17 protein-coding genes are annotated in these 19,602 nt (G+C 70.2%); 9 read left to right on the plus strand and 8 right to left on the minus strand.

What is annotated here, in order from left to right:
* The first annotated feature begins 225 nt into the window (after positions 1-225).
* The 6 genes from xth (at position 226) to NR798_RS14690 (ending at position 7,361) form a co-directional block, all read left to right on the plus strand.
* Positions 226-996: an exodeoxyribonuclease III gene (xth, locus tag NR798_RS14665; RefSeq protein ID WP_375772083.1), complete on the plus strand. Its 771-nt coding sequence runs from the start codon at positions 226-228 to the stop codon at positions 994-996.
* Positions 997-1,003: 7 nt separating this feature from the next.
* Positions 1,004-1,933, plus strand: a complete 930-nt coding sequence (locus tag NR798_RS14670) for an acyl-CoA dehydrogenase family protein (protein ID WP_375772084.1) — start codon at positions 1,004-1,006, stop codon at positions 1,931-1,933.
* A 179-nt stretch (positions 1,934-2,112) separates the two neighbouring features.
* Positions 2,113-3,750: a GMC oxidoreductase gene (locus NR798_RS14675; RefSeq protein WP_375772085.1), complete on the plus strand. Its 1,638-nt coding sequence runs from the start codon at positions 2,113-2,115 to the stop codon at positions 3,748-3,750.
* Between the two features lie 58 nt (positions 3,751-3,808).
* Positions 3,809-4,750 carry a glycerophosphodiester phosphodiesterase gene (locus tag NR798_RS14680; RefSeq protein WP_375772086.1) on the plus strand — a complete coding sequence of 314 codons (942 nt, stop codon included), beginning with the start codon at positions 3,809-3,811 and terminating at the stop codon, positions 4,748-4,750.
* Positions 4,741-5,223 carry a hypothetical protein gene (locus tag NR798_RS14685; protein WP_375772087.1) on the plus strand — a complete coding sequence of 161 codons (483 nt, stop codon included), beginning with the start codon at positions 4,741-4,743 and terminating at the stop codon, positions 5,221-5,223. The genes NR798_RS14680 and NR798_RS14685 overlap by 10 nt, the downstream gene beginning before the upstream one ends.
* Before the next feature lie 134 nt (positions 5,224-5,357).
* Entirely contained in the window at positions 5,358-7,361 is a 2,004-nt protein-coding gene (locus tag NR798_RS14690; RefSeq protein WP_375772088.1) for a S8 family serine peptidase, read from the plus strand.
* Between the two features lie 86 nt (positions 7,362-7,447).
* Here NR798_RS14690 and NR798_RS14695 read toward each other — a convergent pair whose 3' ends face one another.
* Positions 7,448-7,948 carry a hypothetical protein gene (locus NR798_RS14695; protein WP_375772089.1) on the minus strand — a complete coding sequence of 167 codons (501 nt, stop codon included), beginning with the start codon at positions 7,946-7,948 and terminating at the stop codon, positions 7,448-7,450.
* A gap of 122 nt (positions 7,949-8,070) precedes the next feature.
* Between NR798_RS14695 and NR798_RS14700 the strand changes: the two genes are divergently transcribed.
* Together NR798_RS14700 and NR798_RS14705 are read left to right on the plus strand one after the other, a co-directional pair.
* The gene (locus NR798_RS14700) at positions 8,071-9,351 is read left to right on the plus strand and encodes a hypothetical protein (protein WP_375772090.1); all 1,281 of its coding nucleotides are present in this window, start codon (positions 8,071-8,073) and stop codon (positions 9,349-9,351) included.
* Between the two features lie 38 nt (positions 9,352-9,389).
* The gene (locus NR798_RS14705; protein ID WP_375772091.1) at positions 9,390-10,403 is read left to right on the plus strand and encodes a DUF1801 domain-containing protein; all 1,014 of its coding nucleotides are present in this window, start codon (positions 9,390-9,392) and stop codon (positions 10,401-10,403) included.
* A gap of 2 nt (positions 10,404-10,405) precedes the next feature.
* Here NR798_RS14705 and NR798_RS14710 read toward each other — a convergent pair whose 3' ends face one another.
* The 3 genes from NR798_RS14710 to NR798_RS14720 are packed head-to-tail and all read right to left on the minus strand — an operon-like array spanning position 10,406 to position 15,089.
* On the minus strand, positions 10,406-12,286 hold the full coding sequence (locus NR798_RS14710; RefSeq protein WP_375772092.1) for an ABC transporter permease: 1,881 nt from the start codon (positions 12,284-12,286) through the stop codon (positions 10,406-10,408).
* Entirely contained in the window at positions 12,283-14,139 is a 1,857-nt protein-coding gene (locus NR798_RS14715; protein ID WP_375772093.1) for a hypothetical protein, read from the minus strand. The genes NR798_RS14710 and NR798_RS14715 overlap by 4 nt, the downstream gene beginning before the upstream one ends.
* Positions 14,136-15,089: an ABC transporter ATP-binding protein gene (locus tag NR798_RS14720; protein ID WP_375772094.1), complete on the minus strand. Its 954-nt coding sequence runs from the start codon at positions 15,087-15,089 to the stop codon at positions 14,136-14,138. Before NR798_RS14720 ends, NR798_RS14715 begins: the two co-directional genes overlap by 4 nt.
* 167 nt (positions 15,090-15,256) lie before the next feature.
* Here NR798_RS14720 and NR798_RS14725 point away from each other — a divergent pair, with 167 nt between their 5' ends.
* Positions 15,257-15,775, plus strand: coding sequence for a YkgJ family cysteine cluster protein (locus NR798_RS14725; protein WP_375772095.1), 519 nt, complete (start codon positions 15,257-15,259; stop codon positions 15,773-15,775).
* On the opposite strand, the gene NR798_RS14730 is transcribed toward NR798_RS14725, so the two are convergent.
* From NR798_RS14730 to NR798_RS14745, 4 genes are all read right to left on the minus strand, one after another.
* Entirely contained in the window at positions 15,759-16,178 is a 420-nt protein-coding gene (locus NR798_RS14730; protein WP_375772096.1) for a CBS domain-containing protein, read from the minus strand. The two genes, NR798_RS14725 and NR798_RS14730, sit on opposite strands and share 17 nt — an antisense overlap.
* Before the next feature lie 87 nt (positions 16,179-16,265).
* Positions 16,266-17,234, minus strand: coding sequence for an RNA polymerase factor sigma-32 (locus tag NR798_RS14735; protein WP_375772097.1), 969 nt, complete (start codon positions 17,232-17,234; stop codon positions 16,266-16,268).
* A 155-nt stretch (positions 17,235-17,389) separates the two neighbouring features.
* Positions 17,390-17,785: a DoxX family protein gene (locus tag NR798_RS14740; protein WP_375772098.1), complete on the minus strand. Its 396-nt coding sequence runs from the start codon at positions 17,783-17,785 to the stop codon at positions 17,390-17,392.
* Positions 17,785-19,263, minus strand: a complete 1,479-nt coding sequence (locus tag NR798_RS14745) for a sigma-54-dependent transcriptional regulator (RefSeq protein ID WP_375772099.1) — start codon at positions 19,261-19,263, stop codon at positions 17,785-17,787. The genes NR798_RS14740 and NR798_RS14745 overlap by 1 nt, the downstream gene beginning before the upstream one ends.
* Positions 19,264-19,602: the final 339 nt, after the last annotated feature.

Raw genomic sequence — 19,602 nt, forward strand, 5'->3', positions numbered from 1 at the left:
CCCGCGGACTCCCTCTCCCTCTGGGCGAGGGCGGGGGGTGAGGGTCTACGAGGACGTCTCCCCGCTCCCCGGGCGGCCCCTGTGCGGCCGGTGGGCCACACCCGGAAGTTCCAGGCGCCGAGGGCCCGGGCGCGACAGCGCGCTACAGGACCTACAAGGGTGTACCTGGGAGGAGGAAGGGAAAAACCGTGGCGAGGCTGGAGGTGACGTGCGACGTTGGGCGGGATGAAGATCGCTGCCTGGAACGTGAATTCGGTCCGCGCCCGGCTGGACCGGCTGGTGGACTGGCTGAAGAGCGCTCAACCGGACGTGGTGTGCCTGCAGGAGCTGAAGTGCCAGGACACCGAGTTCCCGATGGAGGCCGTGCGGGAGGCGGGCTACCACGCCGCGGTGCACGGGCAGAAGACGTACAACGGGGTGGCCATCCTGGCGAAGACGGAGCCCCAGGACGTGGTGAAGGGCCTGTCGGACGGGGTGGACGACACGCACGCGCGGCTGATCGCGGCGACGGTGAACGGGGTGCGGGTGGTGAGCGCGTACGCGCCCAACGGGCAGTCGGTGGGCTCGGAGCAGTACGAGTACAAGCTGCAGTGGTACGGGCGGCTGCGGCGCTACCTGGACACGCGGCACAAGCCGGGCGAGCCGCTGGTGCTCTGCGGGGACTGGAACGTGGCGCCGGCGGACATCGACGTCTGGGACGTGGCGCTGTGGCAGGGGCAGACGCTCTGCACGGACAAGGAGCGGAAGGCGCTCGAGCAGCTGTGCGCGTTCGGGCTGACGGACACGTTCCGCAAGCTGTACCCGGCGGAGCAGAAGTTCAGCTGGTGGGACTACCGGATGCTGGCGTTCCCGAAGAACCAGGGACTGCGCATCGACCACATCTTCGCGACGGCGCCGCTGGTGGAGCGGCTGGTGGCGGCGGGCGTGGACCGGGACGCGCGCAAGGGCAAGCAGCCCTCGGACCACGCGCCGGTGTGGACCGAGTTCAAGGACTGAGCGTCGCATGGACGAGCTCCTGCGGTTCCTCCTCACCGAGCCCCCCACTCCGGCGCCCCTAGGCTCCGTCGAGGACTGGTGGTCGCGGCACCTTCAACTGTCCGCGCGCTTCTCCCTGCCGGTGGACGTGGCGTTCGCCGGAGGCTTCGCGGCCGACCGGCTGGGCTATGCGTTCGCCTCGGGCTACCACTCGGCCCTGCGCACCTTGTTGCCCCAGCTGCCGCCCCGGCACCGCTACGCGCTGTGCGTCACCGAGGCCGGGGGCGGACACCCGGCGGCCATGAACACCCGGCTCACCGGCTCGGACAAGGGCCCGCTGCGCCTGGAGGGCACCAAGGCCTTCGTCACCCTGGGCACCGCGGCGGACGAGTTGCTGGTGGTGGCCAGCGAGGGACAGGACGCGCAGGGCCGCAACCGGCTGCGGCTCGTGAGAATCGACTCCCGGCGCGCGGGGGTGACGGTCGCCGAGCTGCCCGAGACACCCTTCGTCCCCGAAGTACCCCACGCGGAGCTGCGGCTGCACAAGGTGGCGGTGGCGCCCGGGGAGGTGCTGCCCGGCGACGGCTACGAGCGCTACGTCAAACCGTTCCGCACGGTGGAGGACTGCCACGTGTTCGCGGCGGTGCTCGGGTGGCTGCTCCAGGTGGCGCGGCGTTCGGGCTGGCCGGGCGAGGTGCGCGAGGAGCTGCTGGCGCTCGCGGTGACGATGCGGGGACTGTCACAGTCAGACCCGGCCTCCCCATCGGTGCACCTGGCGTTGGCCGGTGCCATCGACCTGTGCCGGAGGCGGGTGGACGGGCTGGGGACGCTCTGGGAGCAGGTGGACGCGCCGACGCGCGAGCGCTGGGAGAGGGACCGGCTGCTGCTCAACGTGGCGGGCAAGGTGCGAGCGAAGCGCCGGGAGACCGCCCGCCAGAAACTGACCGCCCCCGAGTAATCGAGTGACACCGGGCCCATTTCCCCTCTCCCTTCGGGAGAGGGACAGGGTGAGGGTGCCCGCATCCCAGGTTTACCCCCGTGCCGAGCCCGAGCGCCTGCCCTCCGAGCGGGAAGAGGAGCGCAGCCAGCGTGCTCCCGGGTAGTCTGTGAACCATCCCCGTATGGGGGGAGGACACGATGGATTTCGACTGCGACTGGCTCATCATTGGCTCGGGCTTTGGCGGCAGCGTGAGCGCGCTGCGGCTGACGGAGAAGGGCTACCGGGTGGTGATGTTGGAGAAGGGCCGGCGCCTGCAGGCCAAGGACTTCCCCAAGACGAACTGGAACCTGAAGAAGTGGCTGTGGATGCCGCAGCTCGGGTGGCGGGGCCTGTTCAAGATGACGTTCTTCCGCCACGTCACGGTGCTCTCCGGGGTAGGCGTGGGCGGAGGCTCGCTGGTGTACGCGAACACGCTGCCCATCCCGAAGGATGACTTCTTCCAGGCACGCTCCTGGGGAGCGCTGGCGGACTGGAAGACGGAGCTGACGCCGCACTACGCGACGGCGCGCCGGATGCTCGGGGCCACGGTGAACCCGCTGCGCACGCTGCCGGACGAGATCATCCAGCAGGTGGGCAAGGAGATGGGCCGCGAGGACTTCCAGCCCACCACGGTGGCCGTCTACTTCGGCAAGCCCGGGGTGACGGTGCCGGACCCGTACTTCGGCGGCGAGGGCCCCGAGCGCACCGGCTGCAACTCGTGCGGCGGGTGCATGACGGGCTGCCGCTTCAACTCCAAGAACACGCTGGACAAGAACTACCTCTACTTCGCCGAGAAGCGCGGCCTCTCCCTCCACGCGGACACCGAGGTGACGTGGGTGCGCCCGCTGCCCGGCGGCGGCTACGAGGTGGAGGCCCTCGAGGGGACCTCGAGCTTCTCCCGGCGCAAGCGGCGCTTCACCGCGCGCCACGTCATCTTCTCCGGCGGCGTGCTGGGCACGGTGGACCTGCTGCTCAAGCTCAAGGCGCACCCGGACGGGCTGCCCCAGCTGTCGGACCGGCTCGGCGATGGCGTGCGGACCAACTCGGAGGCGCTCATCGGCGTGCTCGCCGGCAAGCGCTTCCGTGACAAGGACCTGTCCAAGGGCATCGCCATCGGCTCCATCCTTCACACGGACGCGCACTCGCACCTGGAGCCGGTGCGTTACGCGGCGGGCTCGGACTTCTTCCGCTCCCTGATGGCGCCGCACGTCGGGGGCGCCACCGCCCTGTCGCGGCTGGCGAACCTGGCCGGCCTCTTCCTGCGCCACCCGTTGAAGACGCTCGGCTCGTGGTTCGCCCGCGACTTCGCCCGGCGGTCGATGATCCTCCTCTACATGCGCACGCTGGACGGGCACCTGCGCATGCGGCGCGGGCGCGGGCTCTTCACCGGCGGAACCAAGGGGCTCACCACCGGGCTGCAGGAGGGCCCCGCGCCCACCGCGCACATCCCCGAGGCCACCGAGCTGGCCCACCGGGTGGCGGAGAAGCTGGACGGCCTGCCCTTGACCCTGGCCTCCGAGTCGGTGATGGGCATCCCCACCACCGCGCACATCCTCGGCGGCTGCTGCATGGGGGACTCGCCCCAGACGGGTGCCATCGACTCGCAGCACCGCCTCTTCGGCTACGAGGGCCTGTACGTCATCGACGGCTCGGCCATCTCCGCCAACCCGGGGGTGAATCCCTCACTCACCATCACCGCGCTGGCCGAGCGCGCCATGACCTTCATCCCCGCCCGGCAGCAGGTGGGCGCGGACGCACAGGAGACCGCCGCGCGTCCCACCGCGCTCGGGGCGTGAGCTTCACGGCGGTTGCATGGTTGGAGGGGGAGCCCTCGTGGTACGACTCGGGCCCCCCATGACAACGACCAGGTGGAATCGAAGAGGAGGCGCGCTCACCTGCGCGCTGCTGCTGGCCACGGGCTGCGGCCTCGTGGACGCTCCGGGTGAGCCGCGCGTGGTGGCGCACCGCTCCGGCGCGGGCAACTACCCGGAGAACTCGCGCTCGGCGGTGATCGCCGCGCTGCACGAGGGCTACCCGGCCATCGAGGTGGATGTCGTCCTCACCAAGGACCGCGTCCCCATCCTCTCGCATGATGCGTGGATCGACGCCGAGCTGTGCACGTACACCCTCGGCCCCGATGAGCAGGAGCCCCGCCGGCTGCCCGAGGGCTCGCGCCTTCCCATCAAGGACTTCACCCTGGCGGAGCTGCAGCGCGACTACCGCTGCGGTGGCGTGGGAGATCCGGCGATGCTCGGCGCCTTCAAGGTGGCCGACCGCTACTTCACCTTCGACGAGATGCTCAGCGCGCTGAAGGGCCACCCGGACATGGTGGTGCAGCTCGATATCAAGGAGCACCCGGAGTACACGGAGTCGCCCGAGGTCTTCGCCGAGGAGATCCTCGGCCGCTGGAACGCGGCGGCGCTGCCCAACCGCTTCTTCGTCACCTCCACCCGGGGCGAGCTGCTCAAGGCCTTCCAGGCGCGCCAGGACGTGGAGACGCTCCTCATCTGGCCGGCCTTCGGCGCGGACGACAACACCACCCTGGTGGGCCTCCTCAACGAGCTGAAGCGCACCGTGGGCGCGCAGCAGCTCATCCAGATCACGCGCGACGCGGGAGCGGATGGCATCGCCGTGGCGTACCCGGTGGCGGATCGCGCCGCCCTGGAGGCGGTGCGCAAGGCCGGGCTGAAGACGGCCGTGTGGACGCCCAACACCAAGGCCCAGCTGGAGGCCTACTGCCGCTGGCCCCTGGACTACCTCATCACCGACTACGTGGAGCGTGCGCCATGCCGTTGACCCTCTCCCTGGTGGCCGCGGGCCTCACCCTGGCCGCGCCGGTGCGGTTGGATCGCGTGGACGTGCTCAGCGAGGACTCGGGCACCTTCCTGCACTACGAAGTACCGATGGCGCCCGCCTACCCGGCGATGACGGGCGTGCGTTTCGTCGAGCAGGTGAAGGTGGTGCTCTCCCTGCCGGTGAGCGGGCTGTACGCGGGGGCCTCCATCGCCTCGCAGTCGCTCTCCTACGAAGGGCCGCTGTGGCGCTCGCAGGACGGGCGCGGCCTCTTCTGGACGGCCAGCGTGCACACCCGGCTGCTGCTGCCCTACGGTGCCCATGCGGGCGTGGCCTGGCGCTTCGGTTTCCTGCGCCTGGGCGTCGGGGCGAGCGCCTCGTCCGAGGCCTCCTGGGCCCGCCCGGCGTGGACCGAGTGGAAGGTGCTGCCCACCCTGGCCCTGGGCTTCGGGCCCAACGTGGCCCCGGGTCAGTAGGCCCCCGGTCTCCGGGGAGACGGAATCGGAGAAAACGAGATTAGCGGTCTTGACCGGTTGGTCCCGGGAATACTAATTCCACCGGCTGCGCTCGTTTTCTTCACCCGTAGTCCTCGACCCCCCGGAGACCGTTCATGAAGCTGAAACTGAGCCGTGCGCTGTTCACCTGCTCCCTGCTGGGCGTGGCCGCTTGCGGTGGCCCGCTGCCCGGGGAGGAGGGAGTCCTTCCGTCGAAGGAGGTGGGGCAGATGGCCCAGCTCCTGCGCAAGCCGAAGTCCATTCCGGACGAGTACATCGTCGTGCTGCACGAGGACGCGAAGGACGTGGCGCTGCGCGGCCCCTCGGACGTGGCGCGCGAGCTGGTGGCGGCGCGAGGCGGCCAGGTGCTGCACACGTACGAGCGGGCGCTCAAGGGCTTCTGGGTGAAGATGTCCGAGGCCCAGGTGCGCGAGCTGCTGGCGGATCCGCGCGTGGCCTACATCGAGGAGAACGGCGTGGTGGCGGCGTCGGGCACGCAGACGAGCGCGACGTGGGGAATCGATCGCATCGACCAGCGCAACCTGCCGCGTGACTCGACGTACAACTACAACTTCGATGGCACCGGGGTGCACGCGTACATCATCGACACGGGCATGCGGCTGACGCACTCGCAGTTCACCGGGCGCGTGGGCAACGGCTTCGACTCCATCACCGCGGGCGGCACCGCGGCGGACTGCCACGGCCACGGCACGCACGTGGCGGGCACGGTGGGCGGCACCACCTGGGGCGTGGCGAAGAAGGTGACGCTGCACCCGGTGCGCGTGCTGGACTGCACGGGCTACGGCTCCGACGCCCAGGTCATCGCCGGCCTGGACTGGGTGACGGCCAACCACGTCAAGCCGGCCGTGGCCAACATGAGCCTCGGCGGCGACGCCTCCCAGGCGCTGGATGACGCGGTGGAGCGGATGATCGCCGCGGGCGTGGTGACGGCCGTCGCCGCGGGCAACGACAGCGGCAATGCCTGCAGCTACTCGCCGGCCCGTACGCCCAACGCCCTCACCGTGGGCTCCACCACGAGCAGCGATGCCCGCTCGTCCTTCTCCAACTACGGCACCTGCGTGGACATCTTCGGGCCGGGCTCGAGCATCACCTCGGCCTCGTACTCCAGCGACACCGGCAGCACCTCCATGAGCGGCACGTCCATGGCCTCGCCGCACGTGGCGGGCGTGGCGGCCCTGTACCTGCAGGCCAACCCCTCGGCCACCCCGGCCCAGACGATGTCGGCGCTCACCACCAACGCCACCCCGAACAAGGTGACCAGCCCGGGCACCGGCTCGCCCAACCTGCTGCTCTACAGCATGTTCGTCACCGGCGGTGGCGGCGGCGGGGACACCACGGCGCCGAGCACCTCCATCACCGCTCCGGCGGGCGGCTCCACGGTGAGCGGCACCACCACCGTGAGCGCGAATGCCTCCGACAACGTGGGCGTGAGCAAGGTGGAGTTCTACCTGGGCAGCAGCCTGCTCGGCAGCGACACCACGGCCCCGTACAGCTTCGACTGGAATACCTCCAGCGTGGCCAACGGTGGCTACTCGCTCACCACCAAGGCGTATGACGCCGCGGGCAACGTGGGCGCCTCGTCCGCGGTGTCCGTCACGGTGAGCAACGTCACGGGCAGCTGCTCCATCTCCGAGCAGCTCCTGGCCAACGCCGGTTTCGAGAGCGGCAACGTGAGCTGGACGACGAGCTCGGGTGTCATCGACGGCACCACGTCGGGCAGCACGGCGCGCACGGGCAGCTACAAGGCGTGGCTGAACGGCTACGGTTCGAGCCACACCGACACGCTGTACCAGCAGATCTCCATCCCCTCCACGGCGTGCAGCGCCTCGCTCAGCTTCTGGGTGAAGATCACCACCGCGGAGACCGAGGCCGTCGCCTACGACACGCTGGCGGTGCAGGTGCAGAACAGCGCGGGCACGGCGCTGGCGACGCTGGCCACCTACAGCAACGTGAACGCCTCCACGGGCTACGTGCAGAAGACGTTCGACCTGAGCGCATACAAGGGCCAGACGATCCGCGTCTACTTCAAGGGCGTGGAGGATGCCTCGCTCAAGACGAGCTTCTTCCTCGATGACACCGCGGTGAGCATCACCCGGTAGCCGCTCGATTCAGGGCTCGGAGCTCCGGCGGCGCGGGGGAGGCGGCACAGCCCCCCGCGCCGTCTTCGTTTCGCGGGTACGGACACCTACCCCCTGGCGCTCTCGTGAATCCAGCGCGGGATGGAGGTGATGACCCAGACGAGGCCGGCGATCAGCGCGAACCCGAGCGCCATGGACAGACACCAGGAGAGCCAGGACCACCACCGGTTCTTGCTCTCGGCCTCGAAGCAGGTGTCCGAGAAGAGGGCCGTGTCGCTGAAGGACTGCCAGGCCCCATCGACCAGGACGAGGTCGTTCGCCTTGATGCGTCCCGTGAGCAGCTGGGCCTGGAGCTCGCTCTCGGAGCCCTCGAGCTCGCTGGCCTCCACTTGCCGGGCGCCCGAGATGAGGGCCTCGAACACGCCGAGCAGCCGCAGGCCCGCCGAGAGCGGCAGGGCGAGCAGGAGCCCGAAAGGGCCGTTGAGGAAGTAGATGAACCCCGCGTTCTCCTTCAGGTCCCGCTTGTCCTGCTGAACCTGCGCCCTCCAATCGGCGAGGAAGGCCGCTCCGTCGAAGCGGCGTTTCAGGACGCGATAGCGCAAGCGCATGGGGCAGGTGCTCCGGAGAAGGAATCGGCGCGGCAAGCTAGCGCAGGCAGACGTGCGGGCACCATCACTGGCAGTCCGGGCGCACGCGCACGCGCCCGATGGGGTGGTGTAAGAACCGGGCCATGGAGCGTTACGAGCGCGGAGATCAGTTCATCGAGTTCGAACAGGTGTTGTCGATGCTGCGGCTCCGCGCGGGGAAGATTGGCACCCCAGGCAAGGAGGACCGCCGGTTCCATCCCTCGTCCGAGGCGAGCATTCAGGCCGAGATGGAGCTGCGCACGCGGCTGCTGCGCGAAGGGTACCGGCGTGTCACGGGCGCGGGAGGCGAGTTGCTGCTCGGCGCCGAGCCCCCTGGCCCGGCGAGCCCACGCGCGCTGCTCCTGGATGCACGTGGCGATGCAGTGCTCCGCGAGCCCGTCCCGGAGCCAGCCCCCCGTCCCAAGGATCTGGCGAGCGAGGTTCTCGGGGACGCCCTCGGAGACGCGGTCCGGGCGGGAGACCTGGCCGGGCTGGAGTGGGAGGGCAGGATGCTCCGCGCGGTCTCGGTGGTCTACGACGGCTCGGGACTGGTCGATCCGCTCGAGTTCGACACCCTCGCCGCGCTGCTCCAGTCCGGTGGGCGAAAGGGATTGCGGCGGCTCGAGGTCTCCGTGATGACGGAGGCGTCCGAGTTCGCTCACGTCCTCCAGCCGTTCCTTGAGCACGGCGTGCCCTCCTCGCTCCGGCATCTCGTCCTCTGCACCTTCGACAACATCGAGGGCTTCCTCGCCACCCGCGCCGACGTCACCGCGCTCCTGCCGGCGCTGCGCGACCTGGAGCGGCTGGAGCTCCAGGCCGGGCAGGTGACCTTCGACCGGGTGGATCTGCCCGAACTGCGCGACTTCCAACTCCGCACCGCTGGGCTCGGGCGCGACACGCTCCGGACCCTGAGCGCGGCCCGCTGGCCCGCGCTGGACCGGCTCACCCTGTGGTTCGGCTCGCCACGCCATGGAGGGGATTGCCGGGTGGAAGACCTCGCCGCGGTCCTCGACGGCGAGCACTTCCCACGGCTGCGCCACCTGCGGCTGATGAACGCGACCTTCACGGATGAGCTGTGCGAGGCGCTCGTCTCTTCACGGCTCCTCCCGAGGCTGCGCAGCGTGGACCTCTCGCTCGGCCTGATGACGGACGAGGGGGCGCGGACGCTGGCCCGGCACGCGGCGGCACTCGGCCACCTCCAGAAGCTGTCGCTCGTGAACAACGCCCTCACGCACGAGGGCGAGGCACTGCTCGCGGCGACGTCCCTGCCCGTGGAACTCTCCGGGCCGGGGCACCACGGCCGGAACGACAGCGTCGAGCACTTCGTTCCCCTGTCTCAGGGAGATGGCTACATGTACCTGTTCCAGCCCGGGGACGCTCCATAGCTCCATAGCAACCACGCTGGTGTGAGGCAGAGAAGACCATGGCGACGAATCCGAGAGAGCTACCGCCGATCGACGCATACCTGGCGGGACTGAAGGACCCGGCGGCGAAGAAGACGTTGGGGGCGCTGCGCGAGCAGCTCCGCAAGCTGCTTCCGGGAGCGGTGGAAACCATCAGCTACGGGATGCCCACCTTCAAGGTCGACGGGAAAGCCGTGGGCGGCTTTGCCTTCTTCAAGAGCCACTGCGGCTACTACCCCTTCAGCGGCAGCGTGGTGCCAGCGCTGAAGGCGCAGCTGGACGGCTATTCCACGTCGAAGAGCGGCGTGACCTTTCCGCCCGACAAGCCGCTCCCGGCGAAGCTGGTGAAGACGCTGGTGCAGGCGCGGCTCGCGGAGATCGCCGCGAGGGGGAAGAAGCCCTCGGCCACGAAGAAGAAGGCGGCCGCGAAGAAGGCGCTCATCACCGAACGCATGACCGACAGCGCCGTGAAAGGGGCGACCGGGCGGGACTGGAAGGGGTGGATGCGTGCGCTGGACAAGGCGGGGGCAGGCGAGCTGAACCACAAGCAGCTCGTCGCGCACCTGGCCCGAGAGGTGGAGTCCACGTGGTGGCAGCAGTCCATTGCCGTGGCGTACGAGCAGGCCCGCGGCAAGCGGGTCGTGGGCGAGACCGCGGCGACGGGCTTCCAGGTGGGAGTGGTTCGCACGCTGCCGGTGAGTGCCAGTGAAATGTGGGAGCGGGTTGCAACACAGGCGGAGCGATGGCTCGGTGCCGGTGCGACGCTGACGCTCGAGCCGGGGGCGGGCTACGAGGTTCCCAAGCGCCGTGGAGTCCCCGGCGTCCGCGGCGAGGTCCGGGTGGTGAAGCCTGGGCAGCGCATCCGCATGACCTGGCAGCCAGAAGGATGGAGGAAACCCGCGACACTGCAGCTCACGCTGGTACCGAAGGCGCGAGGCGTCTCCTTCCACGTACATATGGAGAAGCTGCCAGACGCGAAGGCCCGCGAGGCGATGCGCAAGCACTGGTCCACGGTGCTCGAAGACCTCGCGTAGGGTTACTCCACTCTCACCATGGTCCACGGCTCATAGAGCACCAGCCCCTGCGGTGCCCTGAGCCCCAACTGGTACCAGAGCCGTCCTTCCGAAATGTTCGCCGGCGCCCGCCAGTGCGGGCCCGTGCCCGAGTAGGGCCCGTCGAACGTGTGCGCGCTGGACGTCTCTTCCGAACGGAAGCGGCAGACCACCTCCCAGCCCTCGGGCACCTTCCCGTCCACGACGGCCCGGATGCCCACCTGTCCGTCCTCGCGCTCCACGGCGCCTCGCGGACGCGGCAGGGAGTCGATGACCTCGCGGCGGCGCTCCACCTGCTCGTCCAGGTACACGAAGAAGTCGTCGAACACCTGGGACAGGTCGATCCCCGCCGTCTGGAACGCGTCCTGCCACGCCAGCGCGCCTTCCAGTCCCTCGGGGGCGTCCTTCCTCCCGAGCGCCGCCAGCACGCGCGCCGGGGCTCCGTCCCCATGCCGCCGCACCAGCACCTCGATGAAGGCCCTCCCCAGCGGGTACACCTGGTTCTCGTCCCGCTCGGCCGCGAGCTTCTCCAGGTCCAGCAACTCCTCCGTCTTCACCTCCCGCCTCGCCCGGGCCGCCGCGGCGATGAGCTGGTACTCCTCCTCCGCTCCGGCCGGGTAGAAGAGGCGGTACTCCACGTAGCTGGCCAGTCCCTCGCTGAGCAGCTTCAGGGTCGCCAGGCGGGGCGCGGCCTCCACCCCCGCGATGCGCTGGGCGAGCACGTGCGTCGTCTCGTGTCCGAGCACCGCCAGGCCCTCCTCGGGCTGGGAGAGCCCGGCGAGGTTCATCCGGAGCGTGTTCCAGTACGCCGTGCCCGCCGTGTGCCGCGCGCTCCCGCTGAGGTCCACGCGGATGGGCTCCCCCGCCTCCACCCCGAGGAAGGCACGGACCTTCTCGAAGGCTCCATCGGAGCCATCCAGGAGCGGCCCGGCGCGCTTGCTGAGGCTGGCGGGGTAGCTGAACTGGTAGTGCCCGGTCGTCGCCTGCGCCGTGGCCGTGGTGGGGAACTCCATCTCGGGCTCACCGATGCCGCTGCTGTCCTTCTCCTTGCCGTCGCTCCCGGCCCAGCGCGCGGAGACCGCGATGAACAGTCCCACCGTGGCGAGCGTGGCCACTGTTCCCAGCCACGAGCCCTGCAGCCGCCGCTGGACGGAGGCGGTGAGCCGCTCGCCCCACCCGAGGAACTGCGCCAGCGCCAGGCCGAGCAGCACGCCGGCCACCGAGAGCTGGAGGCGCAGCGCTTCCACGGGCCAGCGCCACGTGGTGCCCTCGAACCGCGGCGCCGTGAGGCGGAACGGGTTGAGGGCGGACAGCCACGGCATCCGGTCCTCGAGGATCGACTGGCTCAGCATCAGCACCGCCAGCGCCGTCCAGCACAGCCGCCGCAAGGGCGCCAGGGCCAGGGCCAGGGCCAGCACCGCGAGCGTCTGCGCCACCCGCAGCACGGATGCCACCGCCATCACGTCCAGGTGCAGGCCCGGCTCCAGCGAGGTGCTGGACACGAGCTGGTGGAACATCATCCACAGCGTCGTCCCGAACGGGAACACCAGCACGGTGCCGAGCGCGACGAGCAGCTTCACCCAGAAGAGCGTCCAGCGGGAGGTGGGCAGCGCGTCGAGGAACTCCAGCGTGCGGTCATCCTGCTCGCGCACCAGCAGGCCGCAGCCCAGCGCGAAGGCGAGGATGAACGTCATCATGGACAAGTCGCCGTCCGGGTTGAACCGCTTGAAGGTGTCGGCGTAGGGCGAGAACCCCAGGGGCTCGGTCCACAGGTCCGACACCACGTCGAGCGCGATGAAGAAGAGCGCGAGCCAGAGGAACGGCCGCTGGTCACGCACCTCCTTGGCCACGAGCGGGCGGATCATCGGATCTCCTTCCTTTCCGCGAGCAGGCGGATGGGGCACCCGAGCGTCTCGGAGTCCACCTGCACGACGAAGAGCCACCGGTCCCCTCGCGCGAGCCCCACCGGCAGCCGCGCCCCGTTCGCGGACGGCACCGTGTCCTGCCGGGACAGCTCATGCGTGGCCACCTCGTTCTCGAACGGCTCCAGCTTGTGGTGGAGGAGCGCGTACCGGGTGGGACGCGTCTGGCCTTCCGCCGCCTGGAGGGTGTGCTCCAGCCGGAACGTCTCCGCCGACTCCGCCACCAGCGTGAGCGAGGGCGTCATTCCCGCCACCCGCTCCAGCTCCTTCGCGTGCGTCTCGCGGTCCTCCCGGAGCGCCTCGGACCAGCGCCGCAGCAGCTCTTCCTCGGAGAACCCCTCCTGCTCGCGCAGCAGCGAGGCCAGCCGTGGCTCGGTCCAGAATCCCCACAGGCCCGTGCCAGGCGGCTGCGCCAGCGTGCGCCGCATCAGCGCCTGGAAGGAGGGCTCCCCGAGCCGCGTGTGCAGCACCTGGACTCCCCGGGCGGCCAGTGCACCCGACAGACACGGGCCGAGGCGCTCGCGCGTGGTCAACCAGGCCCGGGCGTCGAAGCCCTCCCGCGAGGCCACCGCGGCCCTCGGTGACAGCCGCTCCTCCGGACGGCTCCGGTGCGCCCACCACGTGGTGAATCCATCGAGCAGCCATTGCCGCTCCTCCCGCAGCACCACGCCCTCGCTGACGTGGATGAGCACCTCGCGGAAGAGGAAGGCCTCGAAGGCGCGGGCATCGAAGTCCGGTGCCGCGAGGTTCGCCCGCACCACGACGCCATCGGCCTCCTCGAGCTTCGCGCGCTGGAACACGTCCGCATCCAGCTCGCGGATGGGCAACACCGCCACGGCCGGAAGCCGCTCCAGTCCGAGGTAGTCGCTCAGCGCCAGCAGCTCCCTCGCGAGCCGTTCCGCCAGCGCCTGGGCCCGCTCCTTCGGGAAGCCCACCCCGGAGGCCACCTGCACGGCCGACTCCTTCACCTGCGTCTGCTCCGCCTCGTGCAGGGCGAAGGGCTGCCGCTTCCTCGCCTCGCCCATCATCGAAATCGCCGCGAGGAGCCCGACGAGGACACTCGCGATGAACACCTTCTCCCGGTGGCTCATCTTCTGGGAGAACAGCTCGGCCAGGGTCCCGTCGCGGTAGAGGATGAGTCCGAAGCTGAGCGCCATCGCCGCCGCCGTGAAGGCCCAGCACCCCACGAGGTCGTCCCAGGGGATGCGCTGGCGCTCGAAGGCGAAGTCGGCGCCGAGCAGCCCGAAGGGCCCGGCCGTGGAGAGATCGAGCTCGGTGAGGTGGTCCGCCGCGAAGGCGGCGATGACCAGGAGGAGGTAGAGGGGGTTGCGGTAGCGGCCGAGCAGCCCGGCCAGCGCGAAGAAGCTCCAGCCCAGCAGCACCGGGGTGGCCGTGCGCAGGGAGAGCAGGAGGAGGAAGCGGGCGGTGACGTCCTCGTGCACCCGGGCCCTGCTCCAGAGGAACAGCAGGGTTGCCGCGAGCGGCAGCAGCAGCACGGCCGCGCCGAGCACCAGCTTGGTGGCGAGGATGCGCGGGCGCGAGAGCGGAAGCGCTTCCAGGAAGAGCTGGGTCCGCTGGCCGTACTCGCGCACCACCAGGCGGTGGCCCACGAAGAGGGCTCCCACGCTGGCGAGGATGATGGCGGGCGCCTGGAGCAGTGCGAACAGGCTGCCCTTCTCGGCGGTGTTCTCCTGCGCCAGGAGCATGAGGAACAGCACGAGCCCGAGGAAGCCGTTGAGGAGGAGCCACGCGCCCCGGTGCTCGCGCCACTCCTTGAGGAGGAGGGCCCGGCTCATGGCTCGTCCGACCGCCGCGCGTAGGCGAGGAAGATGTTCTCCAGGGACAGCGTCTCCACCGTCTCCGGAGCGAAGGGGCTGGTGGCCCAGTCCGCGGGGGTCCCGAAGAGCACCAGGGCCAGGCGTCCCTCCTCCGGCAGGCGCTCGCGCCTCACGAGCGAGAGGCCGGGCGGGAGCTGCTCGGGTGGCGTCTCCAGCACCACCCGCCGGACGGACTGGCGGAGCGTGTCGAGGCGCCCCTGGAAGCGCAGCTTTCCGTCGTGGAGGATGCCGATGCGGTGCGCCACCTCCTCCACCTCGCCGACGAGGTGCGAGGAGAAGAGCGCGGTCTGTCCCTCGCGCCGGACCTGGTCGCGGAGGATGTCGAGGAACTCGCGCCGCGCGACCGGATCCAACCCGGCGGTGGGCTCGTCGAGGATGAGCAGCGGCGGGCGGTGGGCCAGCGCGAGCGCCAGTCCCAGCTTCATCCGGGTGCCGCCGGAGAGCTGCGCGGACTTGCGCTCCTTCGGCACGTCCAGCACCCGGAGGAGCTGCTGGAAGCGGGCGTCGTCCCAGTGCGGGTAGAAGCCGGAGACGAACCGCCCCAGCTCGAGCGCCGTCATCCACGGGTAGAAGACCTGCTCCTGCGACACGTAGCCGAGGTGCTGCTTCTGGGCCGCGCCCACCCGGCGCACCCGCTGGCCCATCAGCTCGATGTCACCCTGGTCCGGACGGAGGATGCCCATCAGCATCCGCAGCGTGGTCGTCTTCCCCGCGCCGTTGCGGCCGAGGAAGCCGTACACCTCGCCCCGCCGCAGCTCCAGGTCCACCCCGTTCACCGCCTTCACCTCGTGGAAGGCGCGGGTGAGCCCCTGGGTGCGGAGGATGACCTCTGGCTCCGGCTGGGGCGCCGGCGCCGGTGGCGGCGCGTCGGGAGTCGGAGTGGACAGCGGCTCGGAGAGCTCGGACATGGGGCGGCAGTCTATGCGCTCCCGTGCCCGCGTTGCTGGGCCCCCGTTCCACCCGTCTCCACTCCGGGAGCGGGCCGGTCCATGACATCCACCCTCCGGGCCGCTTGTTCACACAGGGTGTCTGGGGTCTCCTGCGGGGGCCCTCTCCCGCCGCGAGGACCCCCACCATGGAGCCACTCACCGAAGCGCAACGCAGGACGCTGGAGGACCTCTACCAGCGCATCGACGAGAGGGTGTCCCCCATTGCCGGGACTCATGCATGGTGGCCCTGCCGGAAGGGGTGCGACCACTGCTGCCGCCACCTGGCGGCGCCGCTGACCATCACCCGGCTGGAGTGGACGTACCTCTGGGAGGGCTTCCAAGCCCTGCCCCCCGAGGCCCAGGCGGAGATCCGGGCCCGCGTGGCGGAGCTGGAGGGCACGCAGCGGCCCTATACGTGCCCGTTCCTCGATCGCGAGTCCGGCGGCTGCCGGGTGTACGCGCACCGGCCCATGGCCTGCCGGACGTATGGCTTCTATGTGAGCCGGGGCACGGGCAACTGGTGCCACCTCATCCTCGGGCTGGTGGAGAAGCACGGGGATGGGGACATCATCTGGGGCAACCAGGACGCCATGGAGGACACCCTGGAGCGGCTGAGCGGCAGCACCCTCTCGCTCTTCGAGTGGTTCGCTACTGAGGGGTGTTGAGCTCCCGGAGCACTTCGCCTGCGTGCCGCGCCTCGCCCGGCACCGTGGCCAGGTCGTCCAGGCTGATGAGGCCCACCGGGTTCTTGTACGCGTCGAGCACCACCAGGCGCCGCACCGCCTTCTCCTCCATCAGGTGCTCGGCCTCGGAGATGGGGGCATCCGCGTCGCAGGTGATGACGGCATGGGTCATCGCCTCGCGCACGGGGGTGCGGTTCGGGTCCTTGCCCGCCGCCGTCGCGCGCACGGTGATGTCCCGGTCCGTCACCATCCCGATGAGCTGCTCTCCGTCTGTGACGGGCAGGGCTCCAATCCCGTACGAGCGCATCCGCTCGGCCGCCGCGCGGAGGGTCGCATCCGCCTCGATGGTCTCCAGGCCCTTCGTCATCAGCTCGCCGATCCGCATCTGCCGCCTCCTCGGGGCGCTCCGCGTCCCCATGTGTTCCCCGATGCTCACGTGCAATTCCTCCGCCGCGGTGTGAGAAGGCCCGGCTCAGGCCGGTGCATGCAGGCCGGACGCTGGCTCCGCGCCCAGCCAGGTGAAGTCTGGCATGTGCTCGTGCAGGTACTCCCGCATGCTCGCGATCAGCCCGGCTTCCACCTGGCGGGCCCGTTCGCGGCTGACCTGGAAGTGCTGTCCGATGGTCTGCAGCGTCTCGGGCTCCTCGGCCAGCAGCCGGTGCTCCAGGATGTAGCGCTCGCGCTCGTCGTGGAGCGCGTGGGCGAAGTCGTGGACCTTCTTCTGGAACCAGCTCGTGAGCTCGCGCCGGCCCAGCTCCTCGTCCACGGTCGGCTCGCCCGAGGGCAGGGCGCGGGCCGGGGCGGGCCGGCCCTTCTCGTCGTCGGGGGCGGAGGCGTCGAGCCGCACCTCGTCCTGGCGCAGCCGCTGATCCATCTCGACGACGTCTTCCTCGAGGACGCCCAGCCGCGCGGCCAGCAGGCCGGGGCTCACCTCCTGGCCCGAGGCGAGCAGGCGGCCCTCCTCCTGTCTCATCCGGAAGAACAGCTTGCGCTGCACGTCCGTGGTCCCGAGCTTCACCAGCCGCCAGTTCTCCATGATGAAGCGCAGCAGGTAGGCGCGGATCCACCAGGCCGCGTAGGTGCACAGCCGCACGCCGCGCTCGGGCTCGAAGCGCTCCACGGCGATGATCAGACCCAGGTTGCCCTCCTGGATGAGGTCCATCAGGAGGAGGGGAGGGCGGTGGTGCTCCCGTGCCAGCTTCACCACCAGCCGCAGGTTCGAGGCCACCAGCCGGGCGCGGGCCTTCGGGTCTCCACACTCGCGGAAGTGCCGGGCGAGCGCCGCCTCCTCCTCTCGGGTCAGGAGGGGATGGCGCCGCACTTCCGCCAGCCACGGGGTGAGCAGCGCGCGGTCATCGGGCGTCAGCGCTTCCCGGTGGGAGCGGTGACGCTTCGAAGGCCGCGCCAGCCGGGCGGGGCGGAAGTGGGGGACCGGAAGCATTCAGGGACCTCGCGGGGATCACAGACGATCTGGGACCGCTGCCGCCGTGATGCAGCAAGCGTGCGAGGTGGTGGCCGTCCGGAGAGGTGCCCGGCTGCCCGCAAATCCTGCATGCGTGCGTGCGGCCGGGTGCAGAAGGTGCGGGGCCCCGGGGGTCAGGCCTTCCGGCGGCGCACCTTGGCGTCGAGGCTGTAGGGCCCACCGCCGACGAGCACGGCCGCCGCCAGCACCGCCAGGTACAGCAGCGCCAGCTCCATGCGTCCGAAGGGGTCCACCCGGTGGCGGTAGAGCGCCACCACCATGGTGAAGGCCGCGAAGGCCGCCGCGGGCCGGGTGAAGAGGCCCAGCGCCACGAGCAACCCCCCCACCAGCTCCGCCAGCGCCGCGCACCATGCGAAGAAGGTGGGGAAGGGGAAGCCGAGCGCCGCCACGCCCTCGGCGAAGCGGCTGAGGTCTCCCGTCACCTTTGGCAGACCATGTGCAAGCCCCAGCGTCAGGCCGAACACCACCCGCACCAGGGTCCATCCGATTGCCGCTCCATGCGTATTCATCAGCCCTCCCCTCCGCTGGAGCCCGCGTCCTTCTCCGCGCCGCGCCGGAGGCCCAGGGCCTTCATCTTCTTGTAGAAGTGGCCGCGCTCGAGATCGAGCAGCCGCGCCGCCTCGGTGACGTTGTCCTGGGTGTGCGCGAGCGTGAAGAGGATGATCTCCCGCTCGGCGTCCTCCACCTGCTCGCGGAAGGTGCGGTCCACCCGGGGACGGAAGCCGCTGGTGGGCGCCGGGGCCGCGGGCGCCGCCGTGGGAACCGGCAAGGGAGGGGGACGCGGCGTGGAGGCCTCGGCCGGAGCGGGCGGTGGCAGGGCGCCCTTTCCGCGCGGTAGCAGCTCGGCGGCTTCCTGGCCGGCAACGACGGGGCCCTCGCAGAGGATGGCCAGCCGCTCCACCAGGTTGCGCAGCTCGCGCACGTTGCCCGGGTAGTCGTAGGCGGACATCACCGCCAGGGCCTCGGGAGACAGCGACAGCGGCCGACGCCCGTTCTTCGTGCACGCCTCCTTCAGGAAGGCGTCGATCAGCGCGGGCAGATCCTCGCGCCGCTCGCGCAGGGGCGGCGAGTGAATCTGCACCACGTTGATGCGGTAGTAGAGGTCCTCGCGGAAGCGCCCCGCTTCGATCTCCTTCTCCAGGTTCTTGTTCGTCGCGGCGATGACGCGCACGTTGACCTTGAGGGTCTCCGCGCCGCCCACCCGCTCCAGCTCGCCCTCCTGCAGCACGCGCAGCAGCTTGGTCTGCATGGCCTGGGGCATGTCGCCAATCTCATCCAGGAAGAGCGTGCCCTCGTGGGCCAGCTCGAACTTGCCGCGCCGCACGCTCACCGCGCCGGTGAAGGCGCCCTTCTCGTGGCCGAACAGCTCGCTCTCGATGAGCTCGTGGGGCACCGCCGCGCAGTTGAGCTTCACGAAGGGCCCGTTCTTGCGCTTGGAGTTCTGGTGCAGCGCCCGGGCGATGAGCTCCTTGCCGGTGCCGTTCTCGCCGGTGATGAGCACCCGGCCCTCGGAGGGCGCGGTGCGCTGGATGAGCGAGAAGATGCGCTGCATGGCCGGGCCGCTGCCCACCATGTCGTAGCGGCCCACCTCCGCGCGCAGGGCCTGCAGCTCCTCGAGCATCGCCTGCTGCTTGAGCGCGTTGCGCAGCGCCACCAGCAGCCGGTCGCGGGCGATGGGCTTCTCCAGGAAGTCGCGGGCGCCCAGCTGGGTGGCCTTCACCGCCGTGTCGATGGTGCCGTGCCCGGACATCATGATGACGGGCAGCTCCGGCTTGAGCTCCATCAACCGGGCCAGGGCCGTCAGCCCGTCCATGTCCGGCATCTTCACGTCCATCAACACCGCGTCCACCGGGCGCGCGGACACCACGTCCAGCGCCACCTGCCCGCTGGCTGCCAGCTCCGTGCGGTAGCCCGCCAGCTGCAGCGACGTCTGGAGCGTCAGGAGGATGTTCTTCTCATCATCGACGATGAGCACGGTCGAGGGCATGTCGGAGCACCTTGGAGCAGAAACAGTGTGGCCGCCGGGCCACACCGTCCCGGAAATCCGCCGCCCGTTCAAGGGCCAAGTGCCCGGAATCCCAGAGGGCAATGCCTTGCATCCCTGTCGGGCGCGCGGGATTTCTCGGGTTCTGAGATCATGGCATTTCACGTCTCGACGCCCGGTCACCGAGCGGCCATGCGGCGCCCGCCTTTTTGTCAGTCAAAAGGATTGAGCATCAATCAAAGACTTGCACTGTCGGCTTCTTGTCAGTCTTTGGTGGAGTGTGATATTTCATCAGACTCCGGTGGTGGGTAGCGGGCGGGCAACTCCGGCGTCAAGGGGAGC

This window comes from Archangium gephyra (genome assembly GCF_042230915.1).
Lineage (GTDB): Bacteria > Myxococcota > Myxococcia > Myxococcales > Myxococcaceae > Archangium > Archangium gephyra_B.

Coding starts and splice junctions, on each gene's coding strand:
- xth (WP_375772083.1), top strand. CDS start 226: ATGAAGATCGCTGCCTGGAACGTGAATTCGGTCCGCGCCCGGCTGGAC.
- NR798_RS14670 (WP_375772084.1), top strand. CDS start 1,004: ATGGACGAGCTCCTGCGGTTCCTCCTCACCGAGCCCCCCACTCCGGCG.
- NR798_RS14675 (WP_375772085.1), top strand. CDS start 2,113: ATGGATTTCGACTGCGACTGGCTCATCATTGGCTCGGGCTTTGGCGGC.
- NR798_RS14680 (WP_375772086.1), top strand. CDS start 3,809: ATGACAACGACCAGGTGGAATCGAAGAGGAGGCGCGCTCACCTGCGCG.
- NR798_RS14685 (WP_375772087.1), top strand. CDS start 4,741: ATGCCGTTGACCCTCTCCCTGGTGGCCGCGGGCCTCACCCTGGCCGCG.
- NR798_RS14690 (WP_375772088.1), top strand. CDS start 5,358: ATGAAGCTGAAACTGAGCCGTGCGCTGTTCACCTGCTCCCTGCTGGGC.
- NR798_RS14695 (WP_375772089.1), bottom strand. CDS start 7,948: ATGCGCTTGCGCTATCGCGTCCTGAAACGCCGCTTCGACGGAGCGGCC.
- NR798_RS14700 (WP_375772090.1), top strand. CDS start 8,071: ATGGAGCGTTACGAGCGCGGAGATCAGTTCATCGAGTTCGAACAGGTG.
- NR798_RS14705 (WP_375772091.1), top strand. CDS start 9,390: ATGGCGACGAATCCGAGAGAGCTACCGCCGATCGACGCATACCTGGCG.
- NR798_RS14710 (WP_375772092.1), bottom strand. CDS start 12,286: ATGATCCGCCCGCTCGTGGCCAAGGAGGTGCGTGACCAGCGGCCGTTC.
- NR798_RS14715 (WP_375772093.1), bottom strand. CDS start 14,139: ATGAGCCGGGCCCTCCTCCTCAAGGAGTGGCGCGAGCACCGGGGCGCG.
- NR798_RS14720 (WP_375772094.1), bottom strand. CDS start 15,089: ATGTCCGAGCTCTCCGAGCCGCTGTCCACTCCGACTCCCGACGCGCCG.
- NR798_RS14725 (WP_375772095.1), top strand. CDS start 15,257: ATGGAGCCACTCACCGAAGCGCAACGCAGGACGCTGGAGGACCTCTAC.
- NR798_RS14730 (WP_375772096.1), bottom strand. CDS start 16,178: ATGCGGATCGGCGAGCTGATGACGAAGGGCCTGGAGACCATCGAGGCG.
- NR798_RS14735 (WP_375772097.1), bottom strand. CDS start 17,234: ATGCTTCCGGTCCCCCACTTCCGCCCCGCCCGGCTGGCGCGGCCTTCG.
- NR798_RS14740 (WP_375772098.1), bottom strand. CDS start 17,785: ATGAATACGCATGGAGCGGCAATCGGATGGACCCTGGTGCGGGTGGTG.
- NR798_RS14745 (WP_375772099.1), bottom strand. CDS start 19,263: ATGCCCTCGACCGTGCTCATCGTCGATGATGAGAAGAACATCCTCCTG.